Annotated in this window: 20 protein-coding genes; 7 read left to right on the top strand and 13 right to left on the bottom strand. The window is 69.4% G+C overall.

The window, feature by feature from the left end:
* Positions 1-36 precede the first annotated feature (36 nt).
* Entirely contained in the window at positions 37-1005 is a 969-nt protein-coding gene (gene rfbD / locus FXO18_RS09125) for a dTDP-4-dehydrorhamnose reductase (protein ID WP_235900548.1), read from the bottom strand.
* 144 nt (positions 1006-1149) lie between these two features.
* Here rfbD and FXO18_RS09120 point away from each other — a divergent pair, with 144 nt between their 5' ends.
* Positions 1150-2829 (top strand): LCP family protein, encoded by a 1680-nt coding sequence (locus tag FXO18_RS09120; protein ID WP_235900547.1) that lies wholly within the window; start codon positions 1150-1152, stop codon positions 2827-2829.
* A gap of 52 nt (positions 2830-2881) precedes the next feature.
* Entirely contained in the window at positions 2882-3589 is a 708-nt protein-coding gene (locus FXO18_RS09115; RefSeq protein ID WP_149360731.1) for a TIGR03089 family protein, read from the top strand.
* 161 nt (positions 3590-3750) lie between these two features.
* On the opposite strand, the gene FXO18_RS09110 is transcribed toward FXO18_RS09115, so the two are convergent.
* The 4 genes from FXO18_RS09110 to FXO18_RS09095 form a co-directional block, all read right to left on the bottom strand.
* Complete coding sequence (locus FXO18_RS09110) at positions 3751-4095, bottom strand: hypothetical protein (protein ID WP_149360832.1); 345 nt, start codon at positions 4093-4095, stop codon at positions 3751-3753.
* Positions 4096-4162: 67 nt separating this feature from the next.
* Positions 4163-5083, bottom strand: coding sequence for a pseudouridine synthase (locus tag FXO18_RS09105; RefSeq protein ID WP_149360730.1), 921 nt, complete (start codon positions 5081-5083; stop codon positions 4163-4165).
* On the bottom strand, positions 5073-5954 hold the full coding sequence (gene trhO, locus FXO18_RS09100) for an oxygen-dependent tRNA uridine(34) hydroxylase TrhO (RefSeq protein WP_149360729.1): 882 nt from the start codon (positions 5952-5954) through the stop codon (positions 5073-5075). Before trhO ends, FXO18_RS09105 begins: the two co-directional genes overlap by 11 nt.
* 115 nt (positions 5955-6069) lie before the next feature.
* Positions 6070-6771 carry a response regulator gene (locus FXO18_RS09095; RefSeq protein ID WP_149360728.1) on the bottom strand — a complete coding sequence of 234 codons (702 nt, stop codon included), beginning with the start codon at positions 6769-6771 and terminating at the stop codon, positions 6070-6072.
* A gap of 78 nt (positions 6772-6849) precedes the next feature.
* Between FXO18_RS09095 and FXO18_RS09090 the strand changes: the two genes are divergently transcribed.
* Positions 6850-7851: a YdcF family protein gene (locus FXO18_RS09090; protein WP_149360727.1), complete on the top strand. Its 1002-nt coding sequence runs from the start codon at positions 6850-6852 to the stop codon at positions 7849-7851.
* Here FXO18_RS09090 and FXO18_RS09085 read toward each other — a convergent pair.
* From FXO18_RS09085 to FXO18_RS09070, 4 genes are all read right to left on the bottom strand, one after another.
* Positions 7848-9071, bottom strand: coding sequence for a sensor histidine kinase (locus tag FXO18_RS09085; RefSeq protein WP_149360726.1), 1224 nt, complete (start codon positions 9069-9071; stop codon positions 7848-7850). The genes FXO18_RS09090 and FXO18_RS09085 overlap by 4 nt on opposite strands.
* A 14-nt stretch (positions 9072-9085) precedes the next feature.
* Positions 9086-10246 carry an acyl-CoA dehydrogenase gene (locus FXO18_RS09080; RefSeq protein ID WP_149360725.1) on the bottom strand — a complete coding sequence of 387 codons (1161 nt, stop codon included), beginning with the start codon at positions 10244-10246 and terminating at the stop codon, positions 9086-9088.
* Between the two features lie 169 nt (positions 10247-10415).
* Positions 10416-10916 (bottom strand): 5-(carboxyamino)imidazole ribonucleotide mutase, encoded by a 501-nt coding sequence (gene purE / locus FXO18_RS09075; protein ID WP_187774267.1) that lies wholly within the window; start codon positions 10914-10916, stop codon positions 10416-10418.
* Positions 10917-10991: 75 nt separating this feature from the next.
* Positions 10992-12182 carry a 5-(carboxyamino)imidazole ribonucleotide synthase gene (locus FXO18_RS09070; RefSeq protein WP_407936457.1) on the bottom strand — a complete coding sequence of 397 codons (1191 nt, stop codon included), beginning with the start codon at positions 12180-12182 and terminating at the stop codon, positions 10992-10994.
* A gap of 191 nt (positions 12183-12373) precedes the next feature.
* Here FXO18_RS09070 and FXO18_RS09065 point away from each other — a divergent pair, with 191 nt between their 5' ends.
* Positions 12374-12937: a GtrA family protein gene (locus FXO18_RS09065; RefSeq protein ID WP_149360722.1), complete on the top strand. Its 564-nt coding sequence runs from the start codon at positions 12374-12376 to the stop codon at positions 12935-12937.
* Between the two features lie 190 nt (positions 12938-13127).
* Here the strand turns inward: FXO18_RS09065 and FXO18_RS09060 are convergent, their stop codons facing one another.
* The 4 genes from FXO18_RS09060 to FXO18_RS09045 all read right to left on the bottom strand — a co-directional run bounded on the left by FXO18_RS09060 (position 13128) and on the right by FXO18_RS09045 (position 16676).
* A complete protein-coding gene (locus FXO18_RS09060) occupies positions 13128-14459 on the bottom strand; it encodes a sensor histidine kinase (RefSeq protein WP_149360721.1) in 1332 nt (443 codons plus the stop codon).
* Between the two features lie 54 nt (positions 14460-14513).
* Complete coding sequence (locus FXO18_RS09055; RefSeq protein ID WP_149360720.1) at positions 14514-15200, bottom strand: response regulator transcription factor; 687 nt, start codon at positions 15198-15200, stop codon at positions 14514-14516.
* 106 nt (positions 15201-15306) lie between these two features.
* Complete coding sequence (locus FXO18_RS09050; protein WP_149360719.1) at positions 15307-15840, bottom strand: PH domain-containing protein; 534 nt, start codon at positions 15838-15840, stop codon at positions 15307-15309.
* Between the two features lie 5 nt (positions 15841-15845).
* On the bottom strand, positions 15846-16676 hold the full coding sequence (locus FXO18_RS09045; RefSeq protein WP_149360718.1) for a biotin--[acetyl-CoA-carboxylase] ligase: 831 nt from the start codon (positions 16674-16676) through the stop codon (positions 15846-15848).
* Between the two features lie 158 nt (positions 16677-16834).
* Between FXO18_RS09045 and FXO18_RS09040 the strand changes: the two genes are divergently transcribed.
* The 3 genes from FXO18_RS09040 to FXO18_RS09030 are packed head-to-tail and all read left to right on the top strand — an operon-like array spanning position 16835 to position 19427.
* Positions 16835-18496: an acyl-CoA carboxylase subunit beta gene (locus FXO18_RS09040; RefSeq protein WP_149360717.1), complete on the top strand. Its 1662-nt coding sequence runs from the start codon at positions 16835-16837 to the stop codon at positions 18494-18496.
* Positions 18493-18771: an acyl-CoA carboxylase epsilon subunit gene (locus tag FXO18_RS09035; protein WP_149360716.1), complete on the top strand. Its 279-nt coding sequence runs from the start codon at positions 18493-18495 to the stop codon at positions 18769-18771. Before FXO18_RS09040 ends, FXO18_RS09035 begins: the two co-directional genes overlap by 4 nt.
* Positions 18768-19427, top strand: coding sequence for a Maf family protein (locus FXO18_RS09030; RefSeq protein WP_235900571.1), 660 nt, complete (start codon positions 18768-18770; stop codon positions 19425-19427). The genes FXO18_RS09035 and FXO18_RS09030 overlap by 4 nt, the downstream gene beginning before the upstream one ends.
* Position 19428: the final 1 nt, after the last annotated feature.

Below are 19428 nucleotides of genomic sequence, written 5' to 3'. Positions count from 1 at the left end.
AGCACGCTCACAGGGCCTGGCTCACGTGGTTTTCGATCACTTGGTCTCGGAGACGATCATCCGATGATGATCCGCGATGGCGATGCCCACGGCCTCGCGGACCGCGTCGCGCCACGGCCGCAAGGGACGGAGCCCGGCAGCGCGCCACGACTCGCCCCCGAGCACCGAATAGGCCGGCCGCCGGGCGGGGCGCGGGAACTCGGCGGTCGAGCAGGGCTGCACCCGCTCGGGATCGGCGCCGGCCGCGGCGAAGACCTCGCGGGCGAGCCCCCACCACGTGGTGATCCCGGAGTTGGTGGCATGCAGGACCAGCCCTGCCGACTGCTCGGCATCGGCGGGAGCAGTGGAGAGCGGGCCGGCCCGCCGACTGGTGGCGAGCTCGACGAGCCCTGCCGCGAGATCCACCGCATACGTGGGCGAGCCCCACTGGTCGTCGACCACGCGGAGGGTGTCGCGCTCGCGCTCGAGCCGCAGCATCGTGGCCACGAAATCACTGCCCGTGCCGGTGAACACCCAGGCCGTGCGGACGATATGCGCCGAGGGCAGGGCCGCATGCACCGCGAGCTCCCCCGCGTACTTCGTCTGGCCATACACGGTGCGCGGCCCGACCCGGGACCCCGGCTCGTAGGGCTCCTTGGCATCACCAGGGAACACGTAGTCGGTGGAGACGTGGATCAGGTGGGCCCGCGAGCGCGTGCACGCGGCCGCGATGTTGCCCGCCCCCGAGACATTGACCGCCGCGGCCGCGCGGTAGTCCGTCTCCGCGGCATCGACCGCCGTGTAGGCAGCGCAGTTGATGACCACGGAGGGGCGTGCTGCCTCGATGGCCTCGGCCACCGCATGAGCGTCGGTGATATCAACATCGCGGGAGGACCATCCCAGCACGTCGTGGCCCGTTCCCGCCGCGAGGCGCGCCACTTGCTTGCCGAGTTGTCCCGATGCTCCGATCACGATGATCCGCACGCTCAGCACCCGTCCCTCAGTCTGGTCGTGCCGGTCCGGCACGCTTCGGCCTACTCGATGGATCCAGTGTTGCACGTCACCACCTGCTCCGGAGCGCCGCCAACGATAGTTGATGACTCCTCGTTAGCCTGAGAGCCCTAACTTGTTATGAATGATCGCCCGCAGCGCCGAGGAAGGACCAGCATCGTGCCCGAGTGGGAGGAGCCAGGACGCCCCCGCGGGACGGGACGCCGCCCGGGAGCACGGGCTCCGCGACCGGACCGGGCGCGCTCCCGCGGCGGCAATGCCCCGTCTCCGGCCAGCCGGGCCCGCCGGACGCCACCGCCACGCGGGCCGCGCCAGGCCCGGAGCCAGCAGGACAGCGCACGGGCGCAGCGCTCCCGCTTCGAGCGCCGGGCAAGGGCCTTCGTCGCGGCCGCCTCGATCATCGTGCTCCTCGCCACCGGTGTGGCCTGGCAGCAATACGATGCGTTCGCCTCGCGCCTCGCCACCGCAGCGGGGCTCGACCTCGGGCAGGGCGCCGATGGTGCCACCGACATCCTGCTCGTCGGCACCGACAGCCGCACCGATGCGCATGGCAATGCCCTCACCGAGGAGGAGCGCGACAAGCTCCGGGCGGGCGAGGCGGACTCGACGAACACCGACACGATCGTGCTGATCCGGGTTCCGGACAATGGCCAGTCCGCGTCGGCGTTCTCCATTCCTCGCGACTCGTACGTGACCGTTCCCGAGGACGTGCCCGGCGATGACTGGCCCGCTGACCGCAAGGTCAAGATCAACAGCGTCTTCGGCTCCACCCGCTTCCAGGAGCTCGTGCGGCTCGTCGAGGAGGAGGGAATGGATCGCGCCGAGGCCGAGCCGATCGCCACGTCGGCGGGCCGTGACGCCCTTATCAAGACCGTCGCCGCGCTGACTGGCATCTCGGTCGATCACTATGCCGAGATCGGGCTGCTTGGATTCCTCCTGCTCACCGATGCGATCGGCGGCGTCGAGGTGTGCCTGAACAACCCTGTCAACGATCCCCTCTCGGGCGCGGACTTCCCCGCCGGGCGCCAGGTCCTCGATGGCGCGGATGCTTTGAGCTTCGTCCGCCAGCGCCAGGGGCTGCCCGGCATGGACATCGGCCGGATCCACCGCCAGCAAGTGTTCATGGCCTCGCTCTCCCGGCGGGTCCTGAGCACCGATGTGCTCACCAGCCCCTCCAAGCTCAGCGACCTGAGCAGCGCCATCCAGCGCTCCGTCGTCATCGACGAGAACTGGGACATCCTGGCTTTCGCCAAGCAGTTCCAGGATCTCGCCGCCGGCAACGTGCAGTTCGAGACCATTCCGGTGGTGACCACCAACGCCTGGAGCAGCGACGGCGCGCAGAGCGTCGTCGAGGTCGATCCGGACGCGGTGCAGGCACGATTCGCGGAGGTCATCGTCGAGGCCGCCGAGCCCGAGGAGGAACCGCTCCCCGAGTTCGGGTTCGACCCCTCCGACATCACCGTCAACGTCGCCAATGCCAGCCTCCTCGAAGGCCTCGCCACGAGGGTCGCTGATGAGCTCACGCGCGTCGGATTCATCGAGGGCGAAGTAGGCAACTGGCTGGGCAAGCCCACCATGCATAGCAAGGTGATCACCGCCGATACGGGCAGCGACGCCGCCCGGGCCATCGCTGATCACCTGGGCGGGCTACCGCTGGAGCAGGACCTCGAACTGCGCAAGGACCAGATCCAGGTGGTGCTCACCACCCGCTACGATGGCCCCGGAGCCGCCGCCCCGCCGCCACCATCCCCCGAGCCCGACGAGGCCGTGGTGCTCGCCGAGGGCGACGTCCCGCCCCCGGTCAGCGCCGAGCATGCCGGGCCACCCTGCGTGGACTGATCCCGCGCTGGGAACCGCTGCGCGGACTGATCCCCCGATCGATGGGAGACCCATGAACCTGACCGACACCCTGCTCGACCCGATCCTCCGCGCCCAGGCGGCCCGCCCGCTGATCACCTACTACGACCAGGCCAGTGGCGAGCGAATCGAGCTTTCCGGGACCACCGCCGCCAACTGGGCCGCCAAGACCGGCAACATGGTGCGCGACGAGTTCGGGCTCGCCGAGGGCGACCGCGTAGCATTGCTGCTGCCCGCGCACTGGCAGACCGCCACAGTGCTGCTCGGCACCTGGTGGGCCGGATGCGAGGTGCTCGCGGGCGCGGCCGACGATGCCAGGCTCGCGTTCACCACCGCGGAGACCCTCGCCGACGCTGACGATGCCGAGGAGATCGCGGCGCTCTCGCTCGACCCGTTCGGCCGCGGCCTGCCCGGCCTTCCCGTCGGCGTCACCGATTTCGCCACCACCGTCCCCGGGCATGGTGATCAGTTCCAGGCCATGCCTAGCAGCGACGCACCGGCCCTCGACGGGATCATGGCCACCAGCGTGCTTGCCCGCGCGCAAGCCTTCGCGGAGGAACAAGGCTGGGATAGCAGCTCGCGCATCGTCTCCACGCTTCCGTGGACCGACGCCGAGGCGATCATCGAAGGATTCGTGGCTGTCCTCGCCGTGGGCGCATCGCTGGTGCAGGCCGCCAACGCCGATGCCGCCGCGCTCGGACGCATCTCCGCGAGCGAGAAGGCCACGCACCGGCTCGGCTAGGGGGCACAACGCTGGCGTCGCAAACGCTGCCGCCGCAAACGCTGCCGTCGCAAACGCGATAGAAGCCGCTCCCGATCCAGGGCCGCTTCTATCGCGTTTACGAGTTTCCGGTGCTTTTGCGACCGCGACGACGACCCGCCACCGCGACGGCGCAGCCCGCGCTAGGCCCGCCGGTCACCGGGGCGAGGCGCCCGGTAGCCGCCGTCCTCGAGCCCGGCCTCGATCTCGAAGCGGTTGCGCGCCATGGGGTGCCGCAGTTCCTCCCGCCAGTAGCGCAGCGGGAACAGCAGTCCGTGCCGCGCCCACTGGTCCGCGTGGATCGCCTCGTGCCGGATCACGCGATGCGATGGCTCCCGGTCCGTCAGGAACACTCCCCCGACGGTGGTGCCGCCGCGCGCGAAACCGCCTCGCATTCCGGGCGCGATGAAGTACCAATGCTCGGGCACGAACCGCGGCCGCCCGCCCCACGCGCGGGCCCAGCCGAGCGCCAGAACTGTCACCAGCATCACCGAGGCACGTCCCCGCGCCGCCGCCCTGACCCGCCCCCAGAACGTATCGCTCACGCTGCCCACTCTAGAACTGGAGCGCGAGCCTGCTGTCGAAACGACGCTCCGCGCCGGTGATCGGGTCGGTGAACTCCAGCGACCGCGCGAGCAGGCGCAGCGGATCGGTGAAGTCGTCGTCGCCGCGCGAGGGCCGGTACACCGGGTAGTAGGTGTCGCCGAGGATCGGCACCCCGAGCGATGACATGTGCAGGCGCAACTGGTGGGTCTTGCCGGTGATGGGCCGCAGCCGGTACCGGGCGAGGCCACCACGCACCTCGAGGAGATCGACGAGGGTCTCGCTGTTCGGCTCGCCGGGCACTTCCTCGGCGACCATTACCCCGGACTGCTTGACGATGCGGCTGCGCACCGTGCGCGGCGGGCCCTCCCCGGCGTTCGGCAGGGCCAGCGCCGGTTCGTGCGGAGCGATAGCCTCATACACCTTCCGCACCTGCCGCTGGGCGAACAACTCCTGGTAGTCCTTGCGCCAGCGCGGGTCGGCCACGAGCACCAGCACGCCCGCGGTCATGCGATCCAGGCGATGCGCGGGCACCAGGTCGTCGAGCCCCAGCTGCCGACGGGCACGCACCAGCACGGTCTCGGTGACGTGTTGTCCACGTGGGATCGTCGCGAGGAAGTGTGGCTTGTCCACCACCACGATCGCCTCGTCCTGGTGGAGCACGCGCAGGTCGAACGGCACATGGCGCTCGGGCACGGGCTGGCGGTAGTAGTACAGGATGCGGCCGGGCCGGTACGGGCTGTCCACTGCCACTGCGCGGCTGTGCTGGTCCACGACGTGCCCGCGGCTCATCTCGGCCTGCCAGAATCCCTCGCTGCCGGGGAACCGCTCGATCAGGTAGTCAAGCATCGTTGCCGCGTCGGCTCCATGCTCGATGCGCACCCGCGCTGGGCCGAGGCCATCCCGCGCGGGCAGCGGTGTCCTAGCCGCCATCGGAGGCCGCTCGCTCCAGCGACTGCTCGCGCGGGCTGCACGCCTCGCACACCAGGGTCAGCTCGCGCCCGCGCGGATCGGGATAGTTCTCCAGCCGGGTCGTGGGCGCGCCACACAGCTCGCACGTGCTGATGACCCGCGCCGCGTCGGAGAAGGTAGTGGTCATGCGGCCATCGAAGACATACAGGGCGCCCTCCCACAGGCCCTCGTCGCGGTACTTCTCGCCGTAGCGCACGATGCCGCCATCGAGCTGGTACACCTCGGAAAAGCCACGGTTGCGCATGAGGACGGTCAGCACCTCGCAGCGCACCCCGCCCGTGCAGTACGTGACCACGGGCTTGTCCTTGAGGTGATCGAGCTTGCCGGATTCGATCTCGGCGAGGAAATCACGGGTCGTCGAGGTATCGGGCACCACGGCTCCGCGAAACCGGCCGAGGCGGGCCTCGAGCTCGTTGCGGCCGTCGAAGAACACCACGTCGTCACGCTCGGCGACCAACTGGTGCAGCTCTTCGGGACGCAGCCGCGCTCCCCCACCGATGACGCCGTCCGCATCGACCTTGATCTCCTCGGGCGTGCCGAACGTGACGATCTCCGGGCGCACTCGCACGCTCAGCCGGGGGAAATCATGGCCTGTCCCATCGGACCACTTGATGTCGGCCTTCTTGAACGGCGCGTACTCGCGCGTGGCCCGCACGTACCGCTTGACGGCCGCGAGCTCGCCGCCCACGGTCGCATTGATGCCATGCCCGGAGATGATGATGCGCCCCGTGAGGCCATTGGACTGGCACAGGGATTGCTGCCACAAGCGGATCGCCTCGGGGTCGGGCAACGGCGCGAACACGTAGAACAGCACGATCTTGGGTATGGACACGGCTTGGATTCCTGGGGCTGCTTCCCCCGCGCGCAATGGCGAGGGCCGGATGGTGTGCGTGTCCATTCTGCCGCGCCGGCCCCCGACGACCCAACAGCGCCGATCCTGGAACGGCCTAGGCGCCGCGCAGCACGTCGTCGGGATCGACGAGGCCCACCTGGTAGGCGAGGATGACGGCCTGCACCCGATCGCGGGACTGGGTCTTGGCGAGGATGCGCCCGACGTGGGTCTTCACGGTCGCTTCCGAGACGAAGAACTGCTCGGCGATCTCGCCGTTGGTGAGCCCGCGCGCCATCGCAGCGAGCACCTCCACCTCGCGGGGCGTCAGCTCGCTCGGCAGCGCGCGGGCGGAGGTTTCCTCGCGAGTGGATCCGGGGGCGATCAGGGGACCGAGGTGGCGCAGCAGGTTGCGGGTGGCGCGGGGCGCGATGACGGCATCGCCCCGGTGCACGGTGCGGATCGCGTCGAGAAGCTGCTCGGGATCGGCGTCCTTGAGCAGGAACCCGCTCGCTCCGGCACTGATCGCGCCGAGGACGTACTCGTCGTTGTCGAAGGTCGTGAGCACCACCACGCGCGGCGCTTCGGCGCTGCTGCTCGTGATTGCGCGGGTCGCGTCGATACCGTTCATCGTGGGCATCTGCACGTCCATGAGGACGATGTCGCAGCCGACGCGCTCGATCTCCCGCAATCCCTGCTTGCCGTCGGAGGCCTCGATCACCACCTGCATGTCGGGCTGGGAATCGATCACCATGCGGAACCCCGCGCGGACGAGCTGCTGGTCGTCGACGAGTGCTACCTTGATCGGCTGCTCCACCATGGGCCCACCCTATGTGGCCCGGCTCGTGATCGGCATGATGGCCACCGGGTGATGGCCATCCGGGTGGTCTAATGGGTCGTGCTCAGCCTCGTGATAGCCCTGGTGCTCGGTCTTGCCCTGTGGCGCAGCTGGCGCACTGAGAATCGGCGCCTTCGCAATGGCTTCCTGCTCCTGGGCACCGTGTGGTTCGGGGCCATCGCCCTCGTGGAACTGGTGGCGACGGTGGTTCCCGGGGTACGGATCGTGTGGTTCGCCGCGTTCCTGCTGCTGCCCTTCCTCGCGATCGCGATGGTGGGTTTCCTCCTCGCCAATGGCGTGGTCATGATGCAGCGGGAGGGTCGCAACCTCGGAAACCTGCTGTCGTTCCTCGTCGGCCTGGCCCTGCTGGTGCTGCCGCTGGTGGCGCTGCAGTTGCTGCGGACGGGCCAACCGGCCCTTGCTGGCGTGGCGGTGTTCCTGTTCCTCGCGGGCATCTACCTGACCGTTCTTTTCCTCGTGGTTGCTGCCTACGCGGTGTTCTACGGGCTAGTGGTCCGCGGTCCGGCACCGGGAGCGATCGTCGTGCTGGGCGCGGGATTGCTCGAAGGTGGCGTTCCGCCACTGCTGCGGCATCGGCTCGACCGGGCGATCCGGCTCTGGCAGGCATCGGAGGCCACGGCGCGACCCATGCTGGTGCCTAGCGGCGGGCAAGGCCCGGACGAGCCACGGGCCGAGGGCACCGCGATGGCGGAATACCTACGGGCAGCCGGAATCCCGAAAGCGTGCATCCTGGTGGAGGACCAGGCACGGGATACGGAGGAGAACCTGCGCTACTCCTCGCGGTTGCTTGCCGCGCACACGATTCCCGGACCAGTGGTGGTGGTCACGAGCAACTATCACGCGCTGCGCGCGGCTCTGACGGCGCGCGCGGTGGGGCTCGACGCCGATGTGGTGGGGTCGCGCACCGCCGCGTACTTCCTGCCGAGCGCGTTCCTCCGGGAGTTCGTCGCGATCCTCGTCGAGCGAGCCCGGATCACGGTGGTGGTACTGACAGGGTGCGCGGGGCTCGCCGTCCTGGCGGGCTTGGTCGTTGCGGGCTAGCTGGCGGGAGCGAGAGGCAACCGTGCATTCACCACGTACCCGCCACCGTCGAGCGGCCGTGCGGTGACGTCGCCGCCGTAGAGGCTGGCCCGTTCCTGCATCCCGCGCACGCCCTGCCCCGCGGTGTCCGGCCTAGGGAGGATCCCGGCGATGCCCTTTCCGTCGTCGGTGATGCTCAGCCGCAGGGCCGTGTCCGTCCACTCGATCGCCACCGTCACGCGGGCGCGCGGGCCAGCGTGCTTGAGCACATTGGTCAGGGATTCCTGCACGATGCGGTACGCGGTGAGCGAGGGCCCGGCGGGCAGGTCGCGGGCCTCGCCCTCGACGGCAAGCTCGATGTCGAGGCCGCTGCGACGCATGTCGTCGATGAGCGCGGGGATCTCCCCGGCCGCGGGCGTGCTGCCAGTCTCCCGGGGAGACCCATCGCGCAGGACCGACAGCAGCGCCCGCATGTCGGTGAGCGCCTGGCGGCCCGTGGCGGAGATCTGGGCCAGCGCCTCCGTCGCGGCTGCCGGGCTGGCCCGCGCGGCATAGCGCCCGCCGTCGGCCTGCGCGATGACAACGGTCAGCGAGTGCGCCACTATGTCGTGCATCTCGCGGGCGATGCGGGTGCGCTCGGTGATGGCGGCGAGCTTGGTCTCCTGCTCCCGCTCGAGCTCGAGCAGCCGGGCCCGCTCGGTGAGCCCGGCTACCTCGTTGATCCGGAAGCGACGGATCAGGCCGAACAGGTAGACGACCGTGGTCAGCGCGACGATGGACAGGACATTGATCGATGCTGAGCGTGGATCGCGATCAAAGCTGATGGCGCTGAGGTACGCGGCCATTCCCACGCCCAGCGCGGCCAGGGGCCACGCGATCCGGCTCGCCCAGGGGCCCGCGTAGGCGGCGAGGCCGTAGACGGCGAACAGCACTCCGAGCCCAGCACTCGTCGTGTCCTGGAATACCAGCAGGTGCAGGTACGCCGCTGCGGCGATGAGGAAGCCGGACCAGGCTGGTCGCAGCCGTCGCCATGCCAGCGGCACCGTCATCAGCAGGGCGAGAAGCACCTCGTGCGGGCCGGCGAACAAGCCGCTCTGCGATCCGAGCGCGGCGAGCGTGACGATCGCCGCGATGGCGATGTCGATGCCCAGCCAGTAGGCCCGCGTGAACCGGAACCACCGCTCGACGAGACCGGCACCAGCCCGCCGCTGCTCGCGCGGCGGGTCTGGTGCCGATGCCATGGTCGTGGAGCCGGTCAGCGCAGCAGCGACCGCGCCATGACAACACGCTGGATCTGGTTCGTGCCCTCGTAGATCTGGGTGATCTTCGCGTCGCGCATCATCCGCTCGACCGGGAAGTCACGGGTGTACCCGGCGCCGCCGAACAGCTGCACGGCGTCGGTGGTGACCTCCATGGCGACGTCGGAGGCGAAGCACTTCGAGGCGGAGGAGATGAACCCGAGGTTCTTCTCGCCACGCTCGGCGCGCGCGGCAGCGTGGTACACCATCAGGCGGGCCGCCTCGAGCTTCATGGCCATGTCCGCGATCATGAACTGCACGCCCTGGAAGTCCGCGATGGCGGTCTTGAACTGCTTGCGGTCCTTGGTGTACTCGATCGCCGCGTCGAGAGCGCCCTGGGCGATGCCCACTGCCTGCGCGCCGATGGTCGGACGGGTGTGGTCGAGGGTCTCCAGCGCGGTCTTGAAACCAGTGCCGGGAGCGCCGATGATGCGGTCGCCGGGGATGCGGCAATTCTCGAAGTACAGCTCGGAGGTGGGGCTGCCCTTGATGCCGAGCTTCTTCTCCTTCGGCCCGACGACGAACCCCTCATCGTCTTTGTGGACCATGAACGCGGAGATGCCGCTCGCGCCCTTGTCGGCGTCGGTGACGGCCATGACGGTGTACCAGGAGGACTTGCCACCGTTGGTGATCCAGCACTTGGAGCCATTGAGGATCCAGTCATCGCCATCGGCCTTCGCGCGGGTACGCATGGCCGCGGCATCAGAGCCGGCTTCCCGCTCGGACAGCGCGTAGGAAGCCATGGCCTCGCCCGATGCGATGGAGGGAAGGACCTGCGCCTTGAGCTCGTCGGAGCCGTTGAGGATCAGGCCCATGGTGCCGAGCTTGTTTACCGCGGGGATGAGCGACGAGGAGCCACACACGCGCGCGACCTCCTCGATGACGATGCAGGTGGCGACGGAATCGGCGCCCTGGCCGTCGAACTCCTCGGGCACGTGGATCGCGTTGAAGCCGGAGGCGATGAGCGCATCGAGGGCTTCCTGCGGGAAGCGCTCGTTCTCGTCGACATCGGCGGCGTAGGGCGCGATCTCCTTCTCGCACAGGCCCCGGATGGCGGCCCGCAGCTCGTTGTGCTCGTCAGCGAGCTGGAAGAGATCAAAATCGGGGTTGCCGGCCATTCGTGCGACTCCTTCGCGTGCGATAGTGCGATTATCAAGTACGGGGTTGCGTACGCAGCGGCCACGCTTCCCTCATCGTGCGGGAGCATGCCCTGGTGCTGACAATACCGGCGGGGCGCGCGGAGCACGAAGGCAGCACCGGTTGGCCGCCCCCGATCCGGCTGCCGGGCTAGCCGCCGAGCAGCGAGCGGCGCAGCGCCTCGTCCTTGCCGAGCACCATCTGGTGCAGCTGCTGCTGGAACTCCTCCATGCGCGCGCGCAGCGCCGGATCCTGCGCGGCGAGGATGCGCACCGCGAGCAAGCCCGCGTTGCGGGCACCACCGATCGAGACCGTGGCCACCGGCACACCGGCTGGCATCTGCACGATCGACAGCAGCGAATCCATGCCATCGAGGTGCTTGAGCGGGACCGGCACGCCGATCACCGGCAGCGGCGTCGCCGAGGCGACCATGCCGGGAAGGTGAGCCGCTCCCCCGGCACCAGCGATGATCACCTTGATCCCCGCCTCCGCGGCACCCGTGGCGTAGTCGAGCATCCGCTGCGGAGTGCGGTGCGCGGAGATCACCCCCACCTCGAATGGCACCTCGAACTCGGCGAGCGCCTCGGCTGCGGCCTGCATGACGGGCCAGTCGGAGTCGCTGCCCATGATCAAGCCAACCTCGGGGGTCATCCTGCCTCCTCGTTCCGTGGGACGCGCGCCGTGGCGCGGGAGCATGCGTGCTGTCGTTGTGGAGCGTAAGGCAGGCTAGCCGCCCGAGTGCGGGTCCCACCCATCGGCCCAGGTGGCGTGGATGAGCCACTGCGCGGCGAGCTCCGCGCGCTGCCGCACGGCCTCGACATAATCGGGGTCGTCGCTGCTGCCGCCGGGCGGGCCGACGATGTTGACGTGACCGAGCTTGCGGCCGGGCCGCTCGCCCTTGCCGTAGAGATGGATGCGGGCGTCCGGCATGCGCGCGCACAGGTGGTGCACGCGCTCGTCCATGCTCATCGCGGGCGGCTCGGCCGCGCCCAGCACGTTCGCCATCACCGTCACCGGCGCCGTGGTCGCGGTGCTGCCGAGGGGGTAGTCAAGGACCGCGCGCAGGTGCTGCTCGAACTGCGAGGTCACGGCGCCATCCATCGTCCAGTGCCCCGAGTTGTGCGGGCGCATCGCCAGCTCGTTGACCAGGATGACCCCGTCGGTGGTCTCGAACAGCTCCACCGCGAGGCACCCCGTCACCCCGAGCTCGGTGGCGATGCGCAGTGCCAATGCCTGCGCCTCGGCCGCGGTGTGCTCATCGAGCCCCGGCGCGGGAGCGATGACGACAGCGCACACGCCGTCGCGCTGGATGGTCTCGACCACCGGCCAGGTGGCGCCCTGCCCGAACGGGGATCGCGCCACCATCGCGGAGAGCTCGCGGCGCATCGCGACCTTCTCCTCGGCGAGCAGCAGGACGCCCGCTTCGAGCTGCTCGGCGACACGCTCCTCGGCCTGCTCGGGGGTGTCGATCATCCACACGCCCTTGCCGTCGTAGCCACCGCGAGTGGCCTTGAGGACGAACGGATACCCATGCTCGGCGCCGAACGCGAGGGCATCGCTGATCGCCCGGACCGGCGCGAACGGGGGCACCGGCGCGCCCATCGCGGCGAGGCGCTCGCGCATGACGAGCTTGTCCTGGGCGTGGATCAGCGCAGTGGGCGGCGGCTGCACGTTCACGCCCTCGCCGATCAGCGTCTCGAGGTGCTGCGGCGGCACATGCTCATGATCGAACGTCAGCGCATCGCTGCCCTGTGCCGCCTCGCGCAGAGCGTCGAGGTCATCATGGCGGCCGAGAACCACATCGCGCGCCACCTGGGCGGCGGACTCCCCAGGAGATGCTGCGAGCACGCGCACGGACTGGCCGAGCGCGATCGCGGCCTGGTGGGTCATGCGGGCGAGCTGGCCGCCACCGATCATGGTGACGGTGGGCACACCGGAGGCTTCGCGGTGATAGCGGGGCGCCGTCCCGGCAGCAGGCGTGAACTGGTCTGATTCCACAAGCATCTATGTTGGCAGACGATGCGCCGGGATGGAAAACGCGTCCCTGCCCACGCCGAACACCACCGATGACCGTACAGCGCAGCACGCGTTCAGTAGACTCCGGTCTTGTGTCCCTGGCCGACAGCGTCATCACGCGCATTCCGCAGCCCTACCGGGCGATCGCGCTGAAGCATCGTGAGTTCATCAAGTTCGCCATCGTCGGCGGGACCACGTTCATCTTCGACCTCGCGATCTTCTACACCCTCAAGCTGACCATCCTCGACAGCAACCCCGTCACCGCCAAGATCATCGCTGGCGTCATGGCCGTGATCCTGTCGTACGTGCTCAACCGGGAGTGGTCGTTCAAGAACCGGGGCGGCCGCGAGCGCCACCACGAAGCGTTCCTGTTCTTCCTGGTCAGCGCCGGTGGCGTGGTGCTCGCGTTCATCCCGTTGTGGATCTCGTCATACGTGCTCGGGTTCCGGGAGCCGAACGTGTCGCTGACGGTGGAGAACATCGCCGACTTCATCAGTGCTTACTTGATCGGCAACCTCCTCCAGATGGCGTTCCGGTTCTGGGCGATGCGCAGATGGGTCTTCCCCGACGAGGACGTGCGCGGCGCTGCCGCTGGATCGACGATCGTGCTGCCCACCCCGGTGGACCTGTACGAGGAGCAGCTCGGGCATAGCTGAGCCGGGATCTCGGCTGCCGCTGCGGGAGTGCGGGCGTGCGGGTCGCCCTTCCGCAAACGCGATAGAAGCTGCGCGAATCCCAGGTCAGTTTCTATCGCGTTTGGCAATTTCCGGTGCTTCTGGCCGAGCGACGGCATCCCCCGGCCGAGCGGAGGCGCCACCACCCGCGCCACCACCCGGCGACGACGGCCTAGCGCGGCTCGGGCGGCGACACGGGGAGGATGCTGGCCCCTCCGGCTCCGAGCGGCAGATGCGGGTCGCGGGCTGGCACGAAGATCGCGAACCGCGCGGGGCTGCGCGCCTGGAGCTCCATGCGTCCGCCGTCGGCCTCGACGAGCGCGCGAGCGAGCGCGAGCCCCACCCCGGACGATCCACGGCCGGAGAAGCCTCGCTCGAAGATCCGCGGCGCGATGTCGTCGGGCACGCCGGGCCCCTCGTCGCTGACCTCGACGCACACCATGGGACGACGGTCATCGCTGCTGACGTGGCGCACGGAAAGAGTGCACGTGCCGTCGCCGTGGGCGAGCGAGTTGTCGACGAGAACGGCCACGGCCTCGCGCAGCCTGGTCGCGGTGGCGTGCGCGAGGGTGCCGTCGTGGCCGTAGAGCTTGATATGCCGTCCCGCCTCGGTGAACTGCTTCTCCCAGTCCTTGACCGCCACGCGAAGCTCCTGCATGACTTCTATGGCAGCGACGTCGGACCGGTTCTGGTCGCGCGAGGCGCGCACGAGATCGTTGACGGCCTGGGTGAGCCGGTCCACCTGGGATAGTGCAGCTGTCGATTCCTCCACGACGTCGGGGTCCTGATGGAAGGAAAGCTCATCGAGGCGCAGCCGCACGGCGGTCAAGCGGCTGCGCAGCTGGTGCGATACGTCACCGACGAGGCTGCGCTCGCGCTGCAGGCGCTCGGAGATCTCCACGCTCGCGGCATCGAGCACATCGGAGACGCGGTCGAGCTCGACGATGCCGTAGCGCTTCGGGTCGGGACGGAAGTCACCGGCACCGAGGCGTGCCGCGCGGGCGGCCACATCGCGCAGCGGGTCGGACAGGCGGCGCGCCGTGACGATCGCCACCACGGTGCCGGCGATGACGGAGGCCACCACGAGGGCGGTCACGATGGCCGCGGATCTCCACTGCGAGGCGCGCATCTCCCCTGGGGGAACCTCGAGGCGCAGCGATCCCGAGACTCCGAGCGACAGGGACTCGATGATCGCGTTCTCCACGTAGGGGGCACCTACGGATGCGCGGGAGGCACTGTCGAGCGGGCTCGGATAGATGACCTCGAGCCGTCCGCCTGGCGGGACCACGAGCCGTAGCGGCTCGGTGTTGAGACGGCCGGGCACAAGCCCTTCCTGGCCTTGCTGGTCCCGGACCTCCGCGGCCATCTGATCGAGCCTGAGCTTGAGGTCAGCGCGGGTGAAGTCCTCCACGAGACGCCAGGACGCGAGGAGCAGCGGGAGGCCAAGCATGAGCACGACCACCACGACCACGGCGATCGTGGACAGCAGGAGCCGTCGCTTCACCGTGGGTCGCCCAGGGCTGGCTTGCTGGGGCCTGGCTTGATTGGGCCGGGCGCGCTACTGGTCCGCATTGAAGCGGAATCCTACGCCCCGGACGGTGGCGATGCGGCGCCCGAGCTCCTTGCCCTCGTCGCCGATCTTGCGGCGCAGCCAGGACATGTGCATGTCCAGGGTCTTCGAGCCGCGCAGGTCCACATCGCCCCATACCTCGCGCTGGATCTCGTCGCGCTCGACGACCTCGCCGGCATGCTCCATGAGGAACTTCAGCAGCTCGTACTCCTTGTTCGCCAGCGTCAGCTCCCGGCCGTCGCGGGTGACGCGGCGGGCAGGCTTGTCGAGGATGATGTCACCGATCTCGATGACGGCATCATCGGCGCTGCTGCCGCGGCGGCGCATGAGGGCCCGCACCCGAGCGAGGAGCTCCGCGAGGCGGAACGGCTTGCCGACGTAGTCATCGGCGCCGGCATCGAGGCCCACCACGAAATCGACCTCATCGGTGCGGGCGGTCAGCATCAGCACCGGCACGTCGATGCCCTGGGAACGGATCTTGCGGCACACCTCGAGCCCATCCATGCCCGGCAGGCCGAGGTCGAGGAGCAACAGGTGCGGTGGCGCTTCGACGACCAGCGCGTATGCCTCATCACCGGTGGGCGCGATGCGCACCTCATAGCCCTCTCGCTCGAGCGCCCGCGCGAGCGGGGCAGCGATGGCGTCGTCATCTTCGGCGAGCAGAACGGTCCTCACAGCAATAGCCTAGTGAGATTGCGAGGAGATGGCTCGCATCCTGGATGACAATGCGCAGCGCCACCCTGGCGATTGATGGTGGCGGCCATCACAATCCGGCTTGTCGTCAGCGGGGGCGGAAGGCATCGAGGATCCGCCGGGGGCGCGCCGCGGGCTGGTTTCCGAACACCTGGTGGTAGATCACCGCATGGGTGAGGCGGGCCTCGGGCACGTGGGCGAACTCGAACGGCGGCTCGCCGATGGGCGCGATGAGCAGCGTGCCGGTCCCCGCGAGGCGGTCGAGCATGCCGCGGCGGTACCGGATCCCCGCCACCCGTTGCAGGGGGATGTCGAACCCGCGGGTGCGCAGCAGGCCCTCGCGGACCGCGATGCGGTGCGAGGTGACGATCAGCGCGGTCCGCCACCAGCCGATGAAGGGCTTGACGAAGCGCCGCGCGAGGATCAGCGCCCAGATCGCGAGCACGACGAGAATCACGATGCCCTGCACCCCGGCTGGCGCATTGGCCTCGACGAATCCCACGAGCAGGCCCGCGATCCCGGTGAGCACGATCGCCAGGATGGCGGGGCCCAGCATCATCTTCCAATGCGGGTGGCGCCGCAGCAGCACGCGCTCCCCCAGCGCTCCACCCGGATTCTCCATGAGCGCTATTGTGCCTTGCGCAGGTGCGTGACGTCACCCGCGGAGACCACGCGCTCCCCCTCCCCGGGCACCGAGAGCACCAGGCAGCCGGAGTCGTCGATACGCTCGGCCAGCCCGGTGACCGTTCCACCCGGCAGCGCCACGGACACCTCTGCCCCGAGGGTCGAGGAGAGCGCGACGTACTGGTCCCGCAACGGGCCTGGCGCCCCGCCGCTGGCGATCCACACGTCCACCGCGCGCGCGAGCCGGGCGAGCACGGCCACAGCGAGCCCGGGGCGGTCGGGGAGGCTGCCGGACTCGAGGTACAGCGATGTGGCATCGGTCACGGGGAGATCATCACGCTCGGTAGCGGTGTTGATGCCGAATCCAATGACGACGGTCGCGGGGCCCGCGACGGGCGCGACCTCGGCGAGGATGCCCGCTACCTTCCTGCCGTCGACATGCACATCGTTGGGCCACTTGAGAGTGGCATGCACGCCGGTCTCCTCGCGGATGGCCGAGGCGAGCGCCACGCCGGTGAGCAGCGGGAGCCAGCCGAGCCGCGCCGGCGGCACGCCCGCGGCGCGCAGCAGCACCGAGGCGATGAGGGACGTGCCGGGGGTGGTCTCCCACGTGCGCGAGTGGCGACCGCGCCCAGCGGTCTGCTGCTCGGCGAGGAGGACGGTGCGATCGGTGGCGGTGCGGGCGCTAGCGAGCAGGTCGGCGTTGGTCGAGCCGGTGGAGCCAACGACGCGCACGCTGTTCCAGCCAGCCTCGGCGAGCCGGGGGGCAAGCGCGGCAGCGTCCAGCGGCGGATGGGCGCTGGGCGGGTGAGCACTGAGCGGGTTCTCGGTCATGGTGCTGACGCTACGCGCGGGCGCCCGTCCTGTTGGGCGTTCCTGGGGCTCGAGGCACGCGCCGGGGCAGGTTTTTGGCGGTATCGCTTAGGTATACGTCCCAGGTTTTGGAGACCACTGTCCGCGAGGGGCCGGGGTTTCTCGATACACTCGCCGCCATGACCAGTGTGACCGAGCCAGAGCGAACCTCGCCCGACGCGTCCCCCGGCACGGAGGCGGCGAAGGCGGACATCCACACGACAGCGGGCAAGCTCGCCGATCTGCAGCGCCGCCTCGAGGAGGCCAAGCATCCGGTGGGCGAGGCCGCGGTGCAGAAGGTCCACGAGAAGGGCAAGTTCACCGCGCGGGAACGCATCAACCTGCTCCTCGACGACGGCTCGTTCGTCGAGCTCGATGCCCTCGCCCGGCACCGGTCGACCAACTTCGGGCTCGCCGACAACCGGCCGCTCGGCGATGGCGTGGTCACCGGGTACGGCACGATCGACGGCCGCGAGGTGTGCGTGTTCAGCCAGGATGCCGCGGTGTTCGGCGGCAGCCTCGGCGAGGTGTACGGCGAGAAGATCGTCAAGGTGATGGATCTCGCCATCAAGACGGGCCGCCCCCTGATCGGCATCAACGAAGGCGCCGGCGCGCGCATCCAGGAGGGTGTCGTCTCCCTCGGCCTGTACGGCGAGATCTTCCACCGCAACGTGCTCGCCTCCGGCGTGATCCCGCAGATCTCGCTGATCATGGGTGCCGCGGCCGGCGGGCACGTCTACTCGCCCGCGCTGACGGACTTCGTGATCATGGTGGACAAGAAGTCCCAGATGTTCGTCACCGGTCCCGACGTCATCAAGACCGTCACCGGCGAGGAAGTCACCATGGAGGAGCTCGGTGGCGCCCACACGCACATGGTGAAGTCGGGCGTGGCGCACTATGTCGCCAATGACGAGACCGATGCCCTCGACTACGTGCGGGAGCTGCTGGGCTTCCTGCCTAGCAACAACCGTGGCGAGGCGCCCCGCCTCCCCGCGGAGTCCCCGATCTCCGGCAGCGCCGAGGATTCCCTGACCGCCGAGGATCTCGAGCTCGACACGATCATCCCCGACTCCCCCAACCAGCCGTACGACATGCACGATGTGATCGCCCGCATCGTCGATGATGGCGAGTTCCTCGAGGTGCAGGCGCAGCGGGCGATGAACATCCTGTGCGGCTTCGCGCGGGTGGAGGGCCGCAGCGTCGGCATCGTCGCCAACCAGCCCACCCAGTTCGCCGGAACGCTCGACATCGCCGCGTCGGAGAAGGCAGCCCGCTTCGTGCGCACCTGCGACGCGTTCAACGTGCCGATCCTCACGCTCGTCGATGTTCCTGGCTTCCTGCCGGGAACCGACCAGGAGTTCAACGGCATCATCCGCCGCGGCGCGAAGCTGCTGTACGCCTATGGCGAGGCCACCGTCGGCAAGATCACCGTCATCACCCGCAAGGCGTATGGCGGCGCCTATGACGTGATGGGTTCCAAGCACATGGGCGCGGACGTCAACCTCGCCTGGCCCACCGCCCAGATCGCGGTGATGGGCGCATCCGGCGCCGTGGGCTTCGTCTACCGCCGCAAGCTGCTCGAGGCGGCGAAGAACGGCGAGGACGTCGACGCGCTGCGCCTGCAGCTCCAGCAGGAGTACGAGGACACGCTGGTCAACCCGTACATGGCGGCCGAGCGTGGCTACCTCGACGCGGTGATTCCGCCCTCGCACACCCGCTGGCAGGTCTCGACCGCGCTGCGCCTGCTCGAGCGCAAGGTGGTCAATGTTCCGGCGAAGAAGCATGGGAACATTCCGCTGTGAGCACTCCAGGAGAAAGCACGCCAGAAGCAAGCGGCACTGAGACAAGCGACGCAGAAGCAATCGGTCCTGCGTTCCTGCGGGTCGAGCGGGGCCAGCCCACCGCCGAGGAGCTCGCCGCCGTGGTAGCAGTCCTCGCCGGTGCTGCCGCCGCGAGCGCCGCGGCCGGGGTCCAGGACCCGCGCCCCCGCGAGCTATGGGGCGACCTCGTCGACAACCTGCGGCACAACCCGCCGCTGCCGCCGCGCGCGTACGTCAACGGGCGCGCGTGGCGGTGACCACCCGCCTCGTGCTCGGCTCCGCGTCCCCCGCGCGGCTCGCGGTGCTGCGGTCCGCCGGCGTCGAGCCGCTCGTCCAGGTCTCCGGCGTGGACGAGGAGTCGATCATCGACAGCCTCGGGCCGGGAGCGGGCCCCGAGGAGACGGTGATCCGCCTCGCCCAGGCCAAGGCGCACTCGGTGGCCAACGACATCGTCCCCGACCTTGATGGAGTGTGCTGGGCGGGAGCCGCGGACGTTCTCGATTGCGTGGTGATCGGCTGCGACTCCATGCTGCACATCGCCGGGGAGCTGCAGGGCAAGCCACTGTCTCCGGAGGTGGCGCGGGAGCGGTGGAAGACGATGATGGGAACCACGGGCGATCTGCTGACCGGTCATTGCGTGGTGCGCGTCCGCGATGGCGCCATCGTCGATGAGGCGACGGGGTGCTCGACCACGCGCGTGCACTTCGGCACCCCATCCGAGCAGGATCTCGAGGCGTACCTCGCTACCGGCGAGCCCCTGGAGGTGGCGGGGGCGTTCACCCTCGATGGGCTCGGCGGCTGGTTCATCGACCGCATCGAGGGCGATCCCTCGTCGGTCATCGGCATCGGTCTCCCCCTGGTGCGGGAGCTGCTCGGCAAGGTCGGGGTCACCGTCTCGGACCTGTGGGGCTAGC

It is taken from the genome of Lolliginicoccus suaedae (assembly GCF_008312885.1).
In the GTDB taxonomy this organism is placed as follows: domain Bacteria; phylum Actinomycetota; class Actinomycetes; order Mycobacteriales; family Mycobacteriaceae; genus Lolliginicoccus; species Lolliginicoccus suaedae.
Note: the sequence above shows the minus strand (reverse complement) of the source record. Positions and strands in the feature narration are given on the sequence as shown.